Source organism: Tritonibacter litoralis (assembly GCF_009496005.1).
GTDB classification, from domain to species: Bacteria; Pseudomonadota; Alphaproteobacteria; order Rhodobacterales; family Rhodobacteraceae; genus Epibacterium; species Epibacterium litoralis.
This window is the reverse complement of the sequence record NZ_WIBF01000001.1, coordinates 248,301-265,564: the sequence shown is the minus strand read 5'-3', so window position 1 is coordinate 265,564 and position 17,264 is coordinate 248,301. Positions and strand designations below refer to the sequence as shown.

The following is a 17,264-nucleotide window of genomic DNA, read 5'->3' as shown; positions in this document are numbered from 1 at the left end:
CTGATCACGCCTCAACCGGTTCCATTTGCTGGTGTACTGTCTCGGTCAATTGGTTGAGCGAGAAAGGTTTCGGGAGGAAGACTGAGTTTGGCACTTCCGGTTCGGAATCGTCAAATGCCCCTTCGGCATAGCCCGAAACAAAGACCACCCGCGTTTCAGGACGGGTGACCAGAGCTTGACGGACCCAGCTTGGGCCATCCATTCCGGGCATCACCACGTCCGTGACAAAGACATCGACCATCAGGCTGTCATCTTCAAGGATATGCAGCGCCTCCTCGGCAGAGTCCGCTTCCAGCACCGTGTAGCCACGCATGCGCAGCGCGCGGGAGGCAAAAGCGCGCACGGGAGCCTCATCCTCGACCAGCAGGACCACCCCCTCGCCGTGGGACGGCGCGGCTTTTTCTGCGGCTTTCTCCACCGGCTCGGCATCAACGGTTGCGTCCTGACGGTGAACTGGGAAGTACAGGGTGAATTGCGTGCCCTGCCCTTTGACGGAATCAACAAAGATAAAGCCACCGGTCTGTTTGATAATCCCGTAAGCGGTCGACAGACCCAGCCCAGTGCCTTCGCCGGTGCGTTTGGTGGTGTAAAACGGCTCAAACACTTTTTCCAGGCGGTCGGCGTCGATCCCAATACCTTCGTCTGCCACACGGATGGTCACCCATTCGCCCGCCGGAACCGTGGCACGGTTGCGTTGTAGGTTTTTGTCCAGATGGATGACTTCGGTTTCGATCCGGATCTCACCGCCTTGGGGCATGGCATCGCGGGCGTTCACCACAAGGTTCATCAGCACCTGTTCCAGCTGGCGTTTATCGGCCCAGATGGATTTCATGATCGGATCATGGCTGAGCGTCAGCGTGACTTTTTCGCCAACCAGCCTGTTCAACAGATGCGTTAGGTCCGACAGCGTATCGCGCACATCCAGAATTTCGGGCTGCAGCGTTTGCTTGCGCGAAAACGCCAGCAGCTGGCTTACCAAAGCAGCCGCGCGATTGGCATTTTCATGGATCTGGATCAGATCGCCGTAATCCTGTTCTCCTTGGTCGTGGCGCAGCAGCAGCAGGTCACAATGGCCAGATATAGCCGTCAACAGGTTGTTAAAGTCATGGGCCACGCCGCCGGCCAGCTGGCCAATCGCCTGCATCTTCTGGCTTTGAACAAACTGAGCTTCAAGCGTTTTTAGCTCGGTTGCGTCGTTCAAGACCGCAATCAGAACCGGCTCACCCTCTTCCAGCACCCGTGTCAGAGTGACCTGAACAAAGGTTTCGCGATCCCGGCGCGAAATACGCAGGAACTCGGATTTATTGGGGGCCATGCCTTTGACGGTGTCCGTCAGCCAATCCGCCATCGGTCGGCCAAGACCTTCCATCACCTGCCCCAGTTTTTGGCCATCACAGGATTTGAGCCCAAGCAACGACAGCGCCATTCGGTTGGCAAACAGCACGTCACCATTGGGCGCAACCTTGAGGAAAGGCACCGGCAGCGTCTCGAAATCGGTCTTTCCGCCAGGGGAGGTGCTGTCTTCGGCCTCAATAAAGTAAAGCTCTCGCCGCCCTTGGCTGCGTTCGTGTTCTTGGACCAGAACCTGTTTCAGACCGGATTTGGTGGCGATGGTCTGGATCTGTCCGGGCGCCATATCGTCGTTGGTCAGGATCGCGTCCAAGGCGCGCACCCGTTCGCCAAAAAACGACCGCGCGGCCTCGTTCATAAACAGAACTGAGCCGGTGCGGCCCACGGTTAACATCGGAAAAGGTGCCGCCTCACGGCTGCGCCCGTTTTGAGAGGTGCGATCTGCGATATTCTCCACGCGCCACAAATAGCTTTCTCCAGCCATCTTGTGGACGGCCAGACGCAGTTGACCACGACGAGTCGCGATGTCCTCACGTGCAGCGCCTTCTTTCTTGGCGCGGCATTTCAGCCGGTACAACACCGCCGATGGATTGGCGAGAACGGCGCGCAGGTTGCCACCCAGCGTGTCTTTTTCAACCCCATGATAGGCCTGGACCGCCGCCGGGTTGCAGGCGTGGATCATCCCGTCTTCGTCGGTCACAAAACAGGGCACGCTGTCTTGTTCGATGAAGCCGGTCAGCAGGGTGCTGGCAACATTGCGCGCGCGAAGACGAAGTTGCGTTTGTAACAGGACAAACCCAGTGACCAAGGTCAGCGTCAGGCCCACGGCCACCAGACCGCGCCCGACCCAATTGGGCAGTTCCAGCAGGGCCGGAGCAACAACCAACAGCGCCGACAAAACGGCAGAGACAATTAAGCGCGTGTTCTCCGTTTGGAACACCTTTAATTGGGGCACATAGGTATTAGGACGGCCAACCATCGGGGCTCCGTATAGGTTCTCTTAACTATGCTTGATCAATGGATATTTAGAGTTAAGGTTCAGTTAACGCGCGCCAAGCACAAAAGGCACCCTACCAATCGGCTTATGCGTGCGTCAACACGGCAACAAAAAACCCGTCGTGGCCCTCGTGCACTTTCCAGGATTTCATCTCCTGCAATGTCCAACCGGGCGTGCGCGCAAGGAAGCGGTTGACCTGCACCATGTTTTCGGCCTCCAGCATGGAACAGGTTGCATAGGCCAGCGTGCCGCCTTGGGCGACCAGCTGGGATGCCTGATCCAGAATGCGGGACTGGGTGGTCTGGATGCTGTCCAGGCGCTCTTGGGTCAAGGACCATTTGCCGTCGGGCGCACGCCGCCAGCTGCCGGAACCGGAACATGGCACATCACACAGCACCAGATCAAAGGGGCCGTGTTGTTGAAGATCATGGCTATTGGACAGCGCGACCTTGGCCCCGGCCCGTTCTGCGCGCGCAGGCAGGTCGGTCATCCGCGCGTAATTTGCATCATGCGCTACCAGGGACACATCGGCCAGCGCAGCCATCGCTAACGTTTTGCCGCCGCCGCCTGCGCAGTAATCCAGAACGCTCTGACCGTCTTGCAGCGGCAACAATTCCACCACGGCTTGGCTTGCGGCGTCTTGCAGCTCGACCAGGCCGGATTGGAAGGCGTCGCAATTGCGGATCTTGCGCGCGCCTTCGGTGACCTCCAATGCGGTGGTGGCGGCTGGATGCGGATGTGTCTGGATCCCCTGCTCTGCCAGCGCGGCCTGCGCTGCTTCCCGCGTTGTGCGGGCCAGATTCACGCGCAGATGAACGGGCGCACGTTGGCGCAAGGCCAATGCCGCGGCTTCGCTATCGGGCCCCAAGCTTTGGGAAAACGCATCCCACAGCCAATCCGGAATATCCAGCCGCTCGGCTTCGGACATCTCAGCCTGTGGTGGGGTCTGTTCTGCCTCTGTCAGCGCAGCTGGCGCATGCCCAACACCATTAAACAGTGTTTCTGGCGCGACGCCCTGATCACGCAGTCCACCCAGGATACGGGCGCGGCCACTGGTTCCGCCGCCCAGTGCCGCATGGGACCGCCAACAGCGCAGCGCGTCAAAGACGTGATCGCGCACGGCCGCGCGATCCTTGGATCCGGCAAACCGGCTGCGCCGCGCCCAACCCGTCAGCGCTTTTTCTGCGGGCGTGCCTGCCGAGATCTGATCCAGAACTTCAATGGCCGCCTGTAGGCGGGCACCGGGGGTCATGCCCCGGCCTCACTAGAATAGGCGGCCATCTTGGTCTCCTTAGCCGACCCGATAGTTCGGGGCTTCGCGGGTGATTTGCACGTCATGGACGTGGCTTTCTTTGAGACCCGCGCCGGTGATGCGTACAAAATTGCAGTTCTTGCGCATCTCATCCACGGTGGCACAGCCAGTATAACCCATCGCTGCGCGCAGACCGCCAACCAATTGGTGCAGAACGGTGGATGCGGTGCCTTTGTAAGGAACCTGACCTTCGATGCCCTCAGGAACCAGCTTGTCGCTGGCGGCGTCTTTCTGGAAATATCGATCCGCAGACCCGCGCGCCATCGCGCCAAGAGAGCCCATGCCGCGATAGGATTTGAACGACCGGCCCTGATACAGAATAACCTCGCCCGGGCTTTCATCGGTGCCCGCAATCATCGAGCCGACCATGGCACAAGAGGCCCCTGCCGCAATTGCCTTGGCAAAATCGCCCGAGAATTTGATGCCACCATCGGCAATGACAGGAACGTCACCGGCTGCGGTGGCGCAATCATTGATCGCGGTCAGCTGCGGAACGCCAACACCTGCAACCATACGTGTGGTACAGATGGAACCCGGGCCGATGCCGACCTTTACAGCATCCGCGCCCGCATCGATCAGCGCTTTGGTGGCTTCGGCGGTGGCAACATTGCCTGCGATGACCTGGATATTGCCGACCTCTGCCTTGATCCGCTTGACCGCGTCGATCACACCTTGTGAGTGGCCATGGGCGGTGTCGACAACAACCACATCCACGCCCGCATCAATGAGCGCCATGGAGCGTTCGAAACCGCTGTCGCCAACAGAGGAAGCGCCGGCAACGCGCAGGCGGCCCAGATCGTCCTTGCAGGCGGTGGGGTTCAAAACCGCTTGTTCGCTGTCCTTCAGGGTCAACAGACCCGTGAGTTTCTTGTCACCATCCACAACCAACAGCTTTTCGATCCGGCGGGATTTCATCAGCGATTTCGCCTCGTCCAGATCTGCGGGCTCTTGCAGCATGGCCAGGTTGTCCGAGGTCATCATGACCGACACAGGCGTATTGTCATCGGTTGCAAAACGCATGTCGCGGTTGGTGACGATCCCCAACAGATGGCCTTCGGCATCAACAACCGGGAAACCTGTCACACGATAGCGTTCCTGCAAGACCTTCGCGTCTGCAAGTGTCTGGTCCGCTGTCAGGGTGATGGGGTTATAGACGATGCCCGAGACAAAGCGTTTGACGCGGCGGACTTGGCGCGATTGTTCTTCGACATCCAGGTTCTTGTGAATAACGCCCATACCGCCGGCCTGTGCCATGGCAATGGCCATGCGCGCTTCGGTCACCGTGTCCATTGCCGAGCTGAGAAGCGGGATGTTCAGCGCAATCTCGCGGGTCACCCGCGTGCGTGTGTCCGCCGTGCTTGGCAGCACGTTGGATGCGCCAGGCACCAACAGAACATCATCAAAAGTAAGAGCCTCACGAATCTGCATTTATCAACCCCATGCATAACCCCGTTTGGCGGTGACCCTATGGCACGGTTTGGTCAAAGTGGAAAGCCCTGATTTTGCTCAAAACGACAGTTCATCAACCGGATAAGTCCAAATCATGGGATTGCGCTAACAAAATGCCGATTGAAATGATCTGGAACAAGGAACACGGTATCAAAGCAAGACATCACATCCCCACCTCCCCCGTGCGCAAGCCTGGCTTGCGCGTATTGAACCTTGTGAAAACCTCAAAGGAAAACACCATGTCCCAACCGCTTGAAGGATATGTCGTTCTCGATCTGACCCATGTTTTGGCGGGCCCCTATACCTCGATGATCCTCTCTGACCTCGGAGCCAAGGTGATCAAGGTCGAGCGCCCCGAAATTGGTGATGACACCCGCGCCTTCCCCCCGTTCAAGGATGGGTTTAGCGCCTATTTTGCCGCCATCAACCACGGTAAGGAAAGCATTGCGCTGGATTTGAAGAAGGCTGAGGACCGTGAGATCTTTGATCAGCTGCTGGCCCAGTCTGACGTGATCTTGGAAAACTACCGCCCCGGTGTGATGGAGCGCTTGGGGTATGGCTGGGACGATCTGCATGCGCGCCACCCCAAGCTGATATATGGCGCGGTCTCGGGCTTTGGCCATTCTGGACCGGATTCCCTGAAACCCGCCTATGATATGGTGGTGCAGGCCCGTGGCGGCGTGATGTCGATCACCGGCGAACGCGACCGTGAACCTGTTCGTGTTGGGGCCTCGATCGGGGATATTGCTGCGGGCATGTTCCTGGCCCATGGGATCCTTGCGGCCCTGTTGTCGGTTAAATCCGGTGCACCTGGGCAAAAGGTGGATGTGGCCATGCTCGACAGCCAATTGGCCCTGTTGGAACATGCGGTGGCGATTGCCTCCACCACTGGCGAAGCGCCGCGGCCAAACGGAGCCCGTCACCCGTCCATTACCCCGTTTGAAACCTTCCATGCTGAAGACGGCCTGTTTGTGATTGCGGCCGGCAATGATGTGCTGTTTACGCGCCTGTGCGAAACTTTGGAGCTGCCGCTTGCCGGTGATCCCCGTTTTGCCACCAATATGGCGCGTTGCGAGAATGCGCGGCTGCTCAAGCGGCTGATCGAAGCGGTGACCATCGATCGCCCCGTTGATTTTTGGGTGAACAAGCTGGAAGCCGCCGGCATTCCCACCGGTCCGATCCAGAATGTGGTCCAAGCGATGGAGGATCCGCAGATGTTGGCCCGCAATATGGTCGTGTCAGTGCTGGATAAGGCAGGCGCGCCTGCTTATGTGGCGGCGGGCAATCCGATCAAACTGTCGGGGATGGCGGATCCGACCACCCGTTCGCCTGCGCCAAAGCTGGATGGGGATCGCGAGGCAATTCTACGCTGGCTTGAGGAGCGCTCTACTTAGCGGGACGTCCATTTGGCGGTGAACTGAACCTTTAGATGTCGCAATTCGCGTGGCGGCCCCTTTCCCTTTGCGGCAAAAGGGATATGTTCCAGCGACGTGCGAAGAAAAAAGGTTCAGTTTATGACCACCGATGCTCTTGTTGTGTTTACCCCAACCGGCAAACGCGGCCGTTTTCCGGTTGGCACCCCCATTCTGACAGCCGCGCGCCAATTGGGCGTGGATCTGGACTCGGTCTGCGGTGGGCGCGGGATTTGTTCCAAATGCCAGATCACACCGTCCTATGGTGAGTTTGCCAAACACGGCGTCACAGTGTCCGAGGACGCGCTGAGCGCGTGGAACGCGGTTGAACAACGCTACAAAGACAAGCGCGGACTGATTGATGGGCGGCGTCTGGGCTGTCAGGCTACGGTTCAGGGCGATGTGGTCATTGACGTCCCCCCCGAAAGCCAGGTCCACAAACAAGTGGTGCGCAAACGCGCCGAAGCGCGCGACATCACCATGAACCCCTCCACCCGCCTGTTTTATGTAGAGGTGGAACAGCCCGACATGCACAAACCTTCGGGGGACATGGAGCGGCTGATCACCGCGCTGGAAGAACAGTGGCAGATCAAAGGGGTCAAAACCGACCTGCATATCCTGCAACAGCTCCAGCCTGTGTTGCGCAAAGGGGATTGGAAAGTCACCGTTGCGGTGCACCTTGGCGATGACACCCACCCGCCCAAGATCATGCACATCTGGCCTGGGTATTATGACGGCACCGTCTATGGCCTGGCCGTTGACTTGGGCTCAACCACCATCGCGGCGCATCTGTGTGATCTGAAAACCGGAGAGGTTGTCGCCTCCTCTGGGGTGATGAATCCCCAGATCCGCTTTGGTGAGGATCTGATGAGCCGGGTGTCCTATGCGATGATGAACAGTGGCGGCGATCAGGAAATGACAGCGGCCGTGCGCGAAGGCATGAATGCGCTGTTCACTCAGATCGCCACTGAGGCCGAGATCGACAAAGCGCTGATTGTGGATGCGGTCTTTGTCTGTAACCCGGTCATGCACCACCTGTTCCTTGGCATTGACCCATTTGAGCTGGGTCAGGCGCCATTTGCACTTGCAACCTCTAACGCCATGTCGTTGCGGGCGGTGGAGCTGGATCTGAACATCCACCCAGCTGCCCGTGTGTATCTATTGCCCTGTATCGCAGGCCATGTGGGGGCGGATGCCGCAGCCGTTGCCCTGTCCGAAGCCCCCGACAAATCCGAAGATCTGGTTTTGGTTGTGGACGTCGGCACCAATGCCGAAATCCTCTTGGGCAACAAGGACAAGGTGCTGGCCTGTTCCTCACCCACCGGCCCGGCCTTTGAAGGGGCGCAGATTTCCAGCGGACAGCGTGCCGCGCCTGGTGCGATTGAACGTGTGGAGATCAACCCCGAGACCAAAGAACCCCGCTTCCAGGTGATCGGCTCGGACCTGTGGTCCGATGAAGAAGGCTTTGACCTGTCGATTGCCACCACCGGCATCACCGGCATTTGTGGGTCCGGCATTATCGAAGCTCTGGCCGAGATGCGAATGGCCGGGCTGCTTGATGCCTCTGGCCTGATCGGATCTGCCGAACAGACCGGGACGACACGCTGTATTCAGGACGGGCGCACGCATTCCTATGTGCTGTGGGATGGATCGGCCAATGGGGAGCCGGTGATCACAGTGACAAATGGCGATGTGCGAGCAATCCAGATGGCCAAGGCCGCATTGTATTCCGGTGCACGTCTGTTGATGGACAAGCTGGAGGTGGACAAGGTGGACCGTGTCGTGTTGGCCGGTGCCTTTGGCGCGCATATCTCAGCCAAACACGCGATGGTTCTGGGGATGATCCCCGATTGCACGCTGGAAAAAGTCACGTCTGCCGGGAACGCCGCAGGCACAGGCGCGCGGATTGCTCTGCTGAACACCGATGCCCGCTCTGAGATCGAAGAGACCGTGCGCCAGATCGAAAAGATCGAAACCGCCGTAGAAGCGCGCTTCCAGGAGCATTTTGTGAACGCCTCTGCCATGCCCAATGCGGTGGATCCTTTTCCAATCCTGAACTCTTTGGTCGATCTGCCGGATGTGTCCTTTAACAGCGGCGGTGGGGATGCGACCGAAGGGTCCGGGCGTCGTCGGCGTCGGCGTCGCGGATAAATCAAAAATCAGCCCCCGCGCCTCTTGACCATTTTGGCGCTGGGGCCTAATCCTGACCTCCCGGAGCGCGGGTATGGTGAAAAGGTATCACGGCAGCTTCCCAAGCTTTAGTTACGGGTTCGATTCCCGTTACCCGCTCCAAATCTTCCCCAATTTCTGCACAGAAAGTGACATGCGATCCGCCATGTCGCAGGTTGTTTTGCGATGTCGCAACGTCACTTAACATGCGTACTTGGTCCGCATCTGATGCCTGCATTAAGGTGCCGCCATGGATCTTCGTTTTCACACACCGCTCAGCGCGGATGAACAAACCGCCCACGGGCTTGAGACACCGCAAACTCTGGCGATGGCGGACCGCGTGCGGTTTTCTGAGCTGGATATCCTCCAGCATGTCAACAACAAGGCCTATCTGGACTGGTTCGAGGTTTCACGCGTGGCCTATTTCAACCAGTTTTGCCTGCCGCATTTCGAAGGTCAGCCGCGTCCGCGCAATGTGCTGCGCAATGCCAATGTGCATTACGTGCAGGAAATGCTGCTGGGAGAGGCCTATATCGCCACATCACAGGTTCTCCGGTTCCGCCGCACGTCTTATGTGATGGAGCAGCAGATCTGGTCAGGTGGCACGCTGCGCTGCCGGATGGAAGGGGTCATGGTCTTGCGCACCCCTGACGGGCGTGAAGGCTACCCGGTGCCGGAGAGCCTGATTTCTTTTTGGACCAAAACCGAAGGGGCCCTGCGCGACAGTTAAGCGCGCGCCCGTACATAGGCGATCAAGGCCGCGGTTGAGCCGTCTTTACCATCCGTGACGGCGTCGCCTCTGACCATGGGCTCCAGTGATTTTGCCAGCTCTTTGCCCAGTTCAACACCCCATTGATCATAGGAGTTGATGCCCAGGATTACCCCTTCGACAAAGACCCGATGTTCATAAAGCGCGATAATCTGGCCCAGAACAAAGGGCGTCAGCTTGGGGTAGATCAAAGTTGTTGAGGGCCGGTTGCCGACAAAGACACGATGGCGCGCCTGGCGCTCCAACTCGTCGCCTTCCATCCCTTTGGCCGCCATCAGCGCGCGCGCCTCTTCCAGCGAGCGCCCCCGCATCAGCGCCTCAGATTGGGCGAGGCAGTTGGACACCAGCAGTTCGTGATGGTGGCGCAGTTCCGGCTCATGGCTTTGAGCCGCCACCATAAATTCGCAAGGGACAACGCCCGTGCCTTGGTGGATCAGCTGGTAAAACGCGTGCTGGCCATTGGTGCCCGGTTCACCCCAGACAACGGGGCCAGTGACGTAGTCAACGCTGCTGCCATCCATGGCGACGGATTTGCCGTTGGATTCCATTTCCAACTGTTGGAAATAGGCCGCCAGACGTGACAGGCGTTGATCATAGGGCAAGACCGCACGGGTTGGATGGCCACAGATCTGGTGGTGCCACAGCCCCACCAAGGCCAGCATCACCGGCATATTGTCGGCCCCTTCTGCGGACAGGAAATGGTCATCCATCGCCTTGCCACCCGCCAAGAAGGCGTCAAAGTTATCAGGTCCCACCGCCAACATCAGGCTGAGACCAATGGGCCCCCACATGGAATATCGCCCGCCGACCCAATCCTCAAACCCGAACACACGTTCGGCCGGAATGCCGAAATCGGCGGTTTTATCCATCGCGGTCGACAGGGCCAGGAATTGACCGGCTCCATCACCACCCCCTGCAACGATCCAATCGCGTGCGGTCTTGGCGTTGGTCATGGTCTCAATCGTGGTGAAGGTTTTGGAAGCCACCACAATCAAGGTCGTCTTTGGTTCCAGGTCTTTCAGCACATCGTGGATATGGGCGCCGTCCACATTCGACACAAAATGGCAGCGCGGGCCATCGTGATAGGGGGCCAACGCCAGGGTTGCCATCGCAGGGCCCAGATCAGATCCGCCGATGCCGATATTGACCACATCGGTAAAGGCGCCACCGGTCCCGGCAAAGCTGCCGTCACGCACCGCCGTCGCCATCTCGCGCATGCGCGCCAGTGTATTGCGCACGCCTGGACGGATGTCTTCGCCGTCAACTTCCAATGGTGGGCCGTCCGGATTACGCAGAGCGGTGTGCAACACGGCCCGTCCTTCGGTGTCGTTGATTTTTTGCCCGCTGAACATGGCTTGTGCGTAGTCGGCAAGCCCTTGTTCATCTGTCAGCGCCAGAAGAGAATTTTGGATATCCGCATCGATTTGGGTTTTTGAATAGTCAAAGACCAGATCCCCAAACGTGACCGAACATTCGGTGGCGCGATTTGGGTTGGCGTCAAACAGGTCTAAAATACGACGCGCGCCAAGGGCGTCATGTTGGGTTTTTAAATCTTTAAACATCATCATACTCCAAACTTCAGGGCGCCCAATGCACGGTCATATCCGTCAGGACTGCGGCGATCGGGGCTTCTTTTGCATCACAGGTCTGGGCTTTGGCCAGCGCTTCGGCTTTGTCTTGGCCATAAATCGCAAGGTGTTTACACGCTGCGGCATTCAGGACACGCGCCGACAGGCTGATCCGGGCTTCGGGTTGGCTGGGGGGATGCATGACAACAAAACTTGGCGCATCCGGCGCAAGGCCCGCGTCAATCCCCACAGCATCGGGAAACAGAGAGGCCGTATGCATGTCCGTGCCCATGCCCAGCAGGATCATATCCACAGAGGACACGGTTTTACACAGGGCCGCGGCCCCCTCATCGGGGGTCAGATCATCCTGATGAAAGGGTAAAAAGCGCGCCTTTGCCGCTGGACCGGTCAAAAGACGGGCGCGGATCATCTGAGCATTGGAGCGGTCATGGGTTTCGGGCACCCAACGTTCATCACTGGCCATGATCGTAACACGATCCCAATCCAGATCCGCCTGTGCCAGAATGTCAAAGATGGGCGCGGGTGTTGTCCCGCCCGCGACGGCAACCGTAACCTGATCTTGGCTGCCAAGAAGGGTTTTCAGATCCGCTTCCATTGCCGCTGCGATCCCTTTGGCCGCTTCGTCCCGGTTCGCGTAATCGGTTTTGTGCATCAAGGTCTCTCCCTTTGGTCCACGCCCCTTTGGTGATGGGGTTTTCGCGATTTCATCGGGTTTCTACTCTAACAATTCTGAAAATGATATCGCTAACAGTCCTCATTTACCGCTTCTTCAAGATTTCTTTCGCTAATTAAAATTACCATATCGGATCAATCCCGTATTTCACGCAGGCCATTGGGGTTCGTTGTTGCATCGATCACATCCCTGTTAAACCCCCGGACAATGGTTTCAAAAGCGGTTTCCTGCGCATAGCTTAGCGACAACCCAAACCGCTCAGTAAACGCTTAGGAGCTGTGCAAATGAAAGACCTGTCCACACCTGTTGCCAACGTAGGCAAGTTCCAAGACAGGCTTGTAACAGCCAAAGGGGCCGCACGCGCTAAAGTGTCCCTGACCGATCCAGACAGCCTGTGGTTCAACACCGGCACCCTGTGCAACATTGAGTGTGAGAACTGCTATATCCTCAGCTCTCCCAAGAATGACGCGCTGGTTTATCTGACTGTTGATGATATCCGCAGCTACCTGGACCAGATCGAGGCACGCAAATGGCCGGTCAAGGAAATCGGCTTTACCGGCGGCGAACCCTTTATGAATCCGCAGATGGTGGATATGACCCGTGCCTGTCTGGAACGCGGGTTCGAGGTTCTGATCCTCACCAACGCGATGCGCCCCATGATGCGCAAGCGGGTTCAGGACGGTCTGCTGGAACTTGGCCGTGAATTTGGGGACAAGCTGAATTTCCGCATCTCGCTCGACCACCACAGCTCGAAACTGCATGATCAGGTGCGCGGCAAAGGCAGTTTTGATCTCTCGATCGCCGGCATGACATGGCTGCGGGACAACGGTTTCAAAATGGCCGTTGCTGGTCGCGCCCTGTGGGAGGAAAGCGATGCCGAAGCGCGGGCGGGATTTGCTGCGCTGTTTGCTGAGCACGGCTTTGACATTGATCCAAACAACCCGGCCGAAACAGTTCTGTTCCCAGAAATGGATGTGAATGTCGAAGTGCCGGAAATCTCCTCCGAATGCTGGGGGATCCTGAATAAATCCCCCGATGCGATCATGTGTTCGTCGTCGCGCATGGTGGTCAAACGCAAAGGGGCCAAAGCCCCTACTGTTCTCGCCTGTACACTCCTGCCCTATGAAGATGAGTTTGAGCTGGGTGAGACCTTGGAAGAGGCCGAACAGGACGTCTACTTAAACCACCCCCATTGCGCCAAATTCTGCGTTCTGGGTGGGGCCAGCTGCTCTGGGTAAACCTGGCACATTTCTCGGTTTTTTGCATGTTCGGCGCGGTGGGATCCTTCTGGCTCACCGCCACGTGATCCGCGTGCTTGCGCAGGATGTGCCCTGTCTGCTAAGGTGTAGACACAAAATATAGACCCAAAAGAAAGAGCGGGCACACGACGTGAACGATACGCCGGAAACTCCTGAAAACATGGAAGAAAACCAACCGGAACGCCCTCAGTACGACGGTCCGACAGTATCCATCGAGTCCGAGATGAGCACGTCTTATCTCGACTATGCGATGTCGGTCATTGTCAGCCGGGCCATTCCCGACCTGCGTGACGGTTTAAAACCGGTGCACCGGCGTATTTTGTACGCCATGCATGAAACCGGAAACACGCATGACAAAAGCTATCGAAAGTCCGCCCGCCCTGTTGGCGATGTGATGGGTAAATATCACCCGCATGGCGACGGCGCGATCTATGATGCCCTGGTGCGGATGGCCCAGGACTTCTCTATGTCGCTGCCGCTTTTGGATGGTCAGGGCAACTTTGGCTCGATGGACGGGGATAACCCGGCGGCCATGCGTTATACCGAGGTGCGCATGGATAAGCCGGCCGCCTTTATGCTGGCCGACATCGAAAAAGAGACGGTTGATTTTCAGGATAACTACGACGGCAAGGACCGTGAACCGACCGTCCTCCCTGCCCGTTTCCCGAATATGCTGGTCAACGGTGCCGGCGGTATCGCGGTGGGTATGGCCACAAATATCCCGCCCCATAACCTGGGCGAAGTGATTGATGCGACCCTTGCACTGATCGACGATCCCGATCTGACCTCCGAACAGTTGATTGAGTATATTCCGGGCCCGGATTTCCCAACCGGAGCCACCATGCTGGGCCGTTCCGGTGCGCGCAAAGCCTATCTGGAAGGGCGCGGAAGCGTTATCATACGCGCCAAGACGCGGGTGGAGGAAATCCGCAAGGATCGCTATGCGATTGTTGTCGATGAGATCCCCTATCAGGTGAACAAAGCGTCGATGATCGAGAAGATCGCTGAACAGGTCCGCGAAAAGAAGATCGAAGGCGTGGCGCATGTTCAGGACGAATCTGACCGCAACGGTGTCCGTGTGGTGGTTGAGCTCAAACGCGACGCAACGCCTGAGGTTGTTCTGAACCAGCTGTACCGTTTCTCACCGATGCAGACGTCCTTTGGCTGTAACATGCTGGCGCTGAACGGTGGCCGTCCGGAACAGCTGACGCTGCGCCGGTTCCTGACGTCCTTTATTGATTTCCGCGAGGATGTTGTTGCGCGCCGCACCGCCTATAATTTGCGTAAAGCGCGCGAACGCAGTCATATCCTGTGTGGTTTGGCGGTTGCTGTCTCCAATGTGGATGAGGTGGTTGCGACTATCCGTGCCTCGGCCGATGCGGCGGAAGCCCGGTTGAAGCTGATGGAGCGCCGCTGGCCCGCGGCCGAGATCGCAGGCTATATCCAGCTGATCGACGACCCGACCCACAAGATGAACGAAGACGGGACCTATAATCTGTCGGAAACACAGGCACGTGCGATCCTTGAGCTGCGCCTGCAGCGTCTCACCCAGATTGGCGTCAAAGAAGTCACGGATGAGCTGGAAGAACTGGCCAAGAAGATCAAGGAATACCTTGAAATCCTGTCTTCTCGTGAGCGGATTATGGGTATTATCGCGGATGAGCTGCGCGAGGTTCGTGAAAACTTTGCCGTGCCGCGTCGGACCGAGATTGTCGACTGGTCCGGTGATATGGACGACGAAGACCTGATCGAACGCGAAGATATGGTCGTCACCGTGACCTCGGGCGGCTATATCAAGCGGACACCTCTGGCAGATTTCCGGGCGCAGAAACGCGGTGGCAAAGGACTGTCGGGGATGCAGACCAAAGAAGAGGATGTGGTCACCACCCTCTTTGTGGCCAATACCCATACGCAGCTGTTGTTCTTCACCACCGATGGTATGGTCTACAAGCTGAAGACCTGGCGCCTGCCGCAATCGGGCCGTACCGGCAAGGGCAAGGCGATTGTGAATATTCTGCCAATCCCAACCGGTGTTTCGATTGCCGCAATTATGCCAGTGGACCGCCCGGATGATGAATGGGACGATCTGCAGATTGTCTTTGCCACATCGGCCGGGACCGTGCGCCGCAACCGGCTGTCGGATTTCACCAATGTCATGCGCAACGGCAAGATTGCGATGAAGTTCGAAGATGAGCACGCAGAGACCAAGCTGATCAACGCGCGCATCTGCTCGGAAGATGACGACGTGATGCTGGTGACCAACACAGGTCGCGCCATTCGCTTCCCCACAACCGAGGTCCGCGTGTTCAACTCGCGCAACTCGGTTGGTGTGCGCGGTATCAAGCTGGGTGATGGTGATGAGGTCGTGTCGATGTCGGTGATCCGCCATTCGAAATACACGCCAGAACAACGTACTGCATACCTCAAGATGCGGCGCGCCATGGCGGGCCTGACCGAAGAGGATGCAACATCTGACGAGGATGCGGTCGAGGATCCGAATTTCTCCACCGAGCTTTATTCAGAAATGTCCGCGGCTGAGAATTTGATCCTGACCATCACTGCAGGCGGCGCGGGCAAGCTTTCGTCCAGCCATGACTATCCGGTTCGTGGCCGGGGCGGCATGGGCGTCACGGCCATGGACAAAGGCATGCGCGGTGGTCAATTGGTTGCCTCTTTCCCGGTTGAAATGGGTGATCAGATCATGCTGGCCACGTCCAAAGGGCAGTCGATCCGGGTGCCAGTGGATGGCATTTCCTTCCGCTCCCGCTCTGCCGGTGGTGTGCGGGTGTTTAACACCGGCGCCGGTGAAGAGGTTGTGTCGGTTGCTTGGATCGCCGAGCAAAACGAGGACGACGAACCGGATGAGGGTCCAAGCGAGACCTAAAACGCTGTCACAAGATAAAAAGAAGCCGCCCCAATTAGGGCGGCTTTTTTATTTTCCACGCTCAGAAACAAATACGACCTGAGGGGATACGATTTGGCACAAATCGGCCGGCCCCCTGATGTTGAACGGTCCTGGCTTTGCGTTATTGGACGGTGCCGCAGATTGCAACGTCAACCGCGCCTGCGCGTCATAAACCGTCTTGTCTGAAATAGGTTTTGGATTTGTCACGATAAAGAATCCCCAACTGACCCACTCGCTATGGGGATCACCATTGGAGCTGTTGTGAGGTGGCGGTAGGAGAATTGGGAGAATTCCGCCCATCTGGCGGCAAGCGGACGTCAAAAATTAACCTATGCACACCGTATGGGCGCAGAGATTAATTTTTCACTATTTTTGAAAACGCGGTGGTACCCAAGGCCGGACTCGAACCGGCACGCTGTCACCAGCGGGGGATTTTGAATCCCCTGCGTCTACCATTCCGCCACTTGGGCCGCGTTTGGGCTGTTTATCCAAGTCTTTTGGAAAGGACAAGAGCTAAGCGTGCACTTATTTGCGATTATTTCCAAAGACGTAGTGACAAAAATCTATGCGCCTGATCGACCGATGCCGTTGCATCCATGGCAGCTAAAGCACAGGGTGAAATTGCTGCTTTGCAGCGGTGGCGCTGCGGGTCATGATTTGCTAGGCGAACGGTAAGTAACCAGGCCCAAGCAGTGCGAGGATCCAACCCATGACAGCGCAACCCTCTGTGGATTTAACCATTTCGCAACGGCTTGACCATTTGGTGGCAGAGGCCCCAGCCGAGCAGATCTCGCTCAGTTGGATCCTGCATCAGCTGCATGAAAGGGCCTTTGGTCTGTTTCTGCTGATCCTGGCGCTGCCGTGCTGCATCCCCTTTCTGTATGGGATCCCGCAGATCGTCTCGTTGCCGTTGATGTTTATCTCTGCTCAGATTGTAATGGGCCGTCGCGACCCTTGGCTGCCGGGGAAACTGGGCGAACGCAGCGTGACCAAGGACGGTTTGGACAAGCTGTCACAACGGGCAGGCCCCTGGTTGCGGCGGATCGAGGGGGTGAGCAAACCGCGTTTGGCGCTGCTCACGAACCCACCGCTGGATCGTTTCGTCGGCCTGGCTCTGGTGCTGTTCAGCGCGTCGATCCTCGTCCCCTTGCCGGGCACAAATACGGTGCCGGGGTTTGCGGTGGTTGTGGTGGCCATGGGTTTGTTGCAACGGGATGGGATTTTGGTGATCATCGGCTCGCTTCTGGGTACGGCCTGGATTGCGTCTCTTATTTTTGCCGGCGCAACTTTGGCCAGCCTCATCAAAAATTGGATTGGCCTGTAAGGCGTTTTCCGTCAGACAGGGACCAAAGGCACCGGATGTGGCCATCAGGTCAGATC

Annotated in this window: 11 protein-coding genes and 2 tRNA genes; 7 read left to right on the top strand and 6 right to left on the bottom strand. The window is 57.7% G+C overall.

The window, feature by feature from the left end; translation table 11 throughout:
- Nucleotides 1-4 precede the first annotated feature (4 nt).
- The 3 genes from GFB49_RS01265 to guaB all read right to left on the bottom strand — a co-directional run bounded on the left by GFB49_RS01265 (nt 5) and on the right by guaB (nt 5,087).
- The gene (locus tag GFB49_RS01265) at nt 5-2,329 is read right to left on the bottom strand and encodes a PAS domain-containing hybrid sensor histidine kinase/response regulator (protein WP_153213987.1); all 2,325 of its coding nucleotides are present in this window, start codon (nt 2,327-2,329) and stop codon (nt 5-7) included.
- 103 nt (nt 2,330-2,432) lie between these two features.
- Entirely contained in the window at nt 2,433-3,599 is a 1,167-nt protein-coding gene (locus GFB49_RS01260) for an RsmB/NOP family class I SAM-dependent RNA methyltransferase (RefSeq protein ID WP_153213986.1), read from the bottom strand.
- Between the two features lie 39 nt (nt 3,600-3,638).
- Nucleotides 3,639-5,087, bottom strand: a complete 1,449-nt coding sequence (guaB, locus tag GFB49_RS01255) for an IMP dehydrogenase (protein ID WP_153213985.1) — start codon at nt 5,085-5,087, stop codon at nt 3,639-3,641.
- A 260-nt stretch (nt 5,088-5,347) separates the two neighbouring features.
- Between guaB and GFB49_RS01250 the strand changes: the two genes are divergently transcribed.
- From GFB49_RS01250 to GFB49_RS01235, 4 genes are all read left to right on the top strand, one after another.
- Nucleotides 5,348-6,502 carry a CaiB/BaiF CoA transferase family protein gene (locus GFB49_RS01250; RefSeq protein ID WP_153213984.1) on the top strand — a complete coding sequence of 385 codons (1,155 nt, stop codon included), beginning with the start codon at nt 5,348-5,350 and terminating at the stop codon, nt 6,500-6,502.
- Between the two features lie 120 nt (nt 6,503-6,622).
- A complete protein-coding gene (locus GFB49_RS01245) occupies nt 6,623-8,671 on the top strand; it encodes an ASKHA domain-containing protein (RefSeq protein WP_153213983.1) in 2,049 nt (682 codons plus the stop codon).
- 67 nt (nt 8,672-8,738) lie between these two features.
- Nucleotides 8,739-8,812: transfer RNA gene (locus tag GFB49_RS01240), tRNA-Gly, on the top strand.
- 127 nt (nt 8,813-8,939) lie between these two features.
- A complete protein-coding gene (locus GFB49_RS01235; RefSeq protein WP_153213982.1) occupies nt 8,940-9,419 on the top strand; it encodes an acyl-CoA thioesterase in 480 nt (159 codons plus the stop codon).
- Here GFB49_RS01235 and pgi read toward each other — a convergent pair.
- Together pgi and pgl are read right to left on the bottom strand one after the other, a co-directional pair.
- Nucleotides 9,416-11,020, bottom strand: a complete 1,605-nt coding sequence (gene pgi, locus GFB49_RS01230; RefSeq protein ID WP_153213981.1) for a glucose-6-phosphate isomerase — start codon at nt 11,018-11,020, stop codon at nt 9,416-9,418. The genes GFB49_RS01235 and pgi overlap by 4 nt on opposite strands.
- Before the next feature lie 16 nt (nt 11,021-11,036).
- Entirely contained in the window at nt 11,037-11,699 is a 663-nt protein-coding gene (pgl, locus tag GFB49_RS01225; RefSeq protein WP_153213980.1) for a 6-phosphogluconolactonase, read from the bottom strand.
- 305 nt (nt 11,700-12,004) lie between these two features.
- Here pgl and GFB49_RS01220 point away from each other — a divergent pair, with 305 nt between their 5' ends.
- A complete protein-coding gene (locus GFB49_RS01220; protein WP_153213979.1) occupies nt 12,005-12,958 on the top strand; it encodes a radical SAM protein in 954 nt (317 codons plus the stop codon).
- Between the two features lie 151 nt (nt 12,959-13,109).
- Nucleotides 13,110-15,863 (top strand): DNA gyrase subunit A, encoded by a 2,754-nt coding sequence (gyrA, locus tag GFB49_RS01215; protein WP_343032431.1) that lies wholly within the window; start codon nt 13,110-13,112, stop codon nt 15,861-15,863.
- Between the two features lie 405 nt (nt 15,864-16,268).
- Here gyrA and GFB49_RS01210 read toward each other — a convergent pair.
- A tRNA-Leu gene (locus tag GFB49_RS01210) sits at nt 16,269-16,354 on the bottom strand.
- Between the two features lie 239 nt (nt 16,355-16,593).
- On the opposite strand from GFB49_RS01210, the gene GFB49_RS01205 reads away from it, so the two are divergent.
- Entirely contained in the window at nt 16,594-17,208 is a 615-nt protein-coding gene (locus GFB49_RS01205; RefSeq protein WP_153213978.1) for an exopolysaccharide biosynthesis protein, read from the top strand.
- Nucleotides 17,209-17,264: the final 56 nt, after the last annotated feature.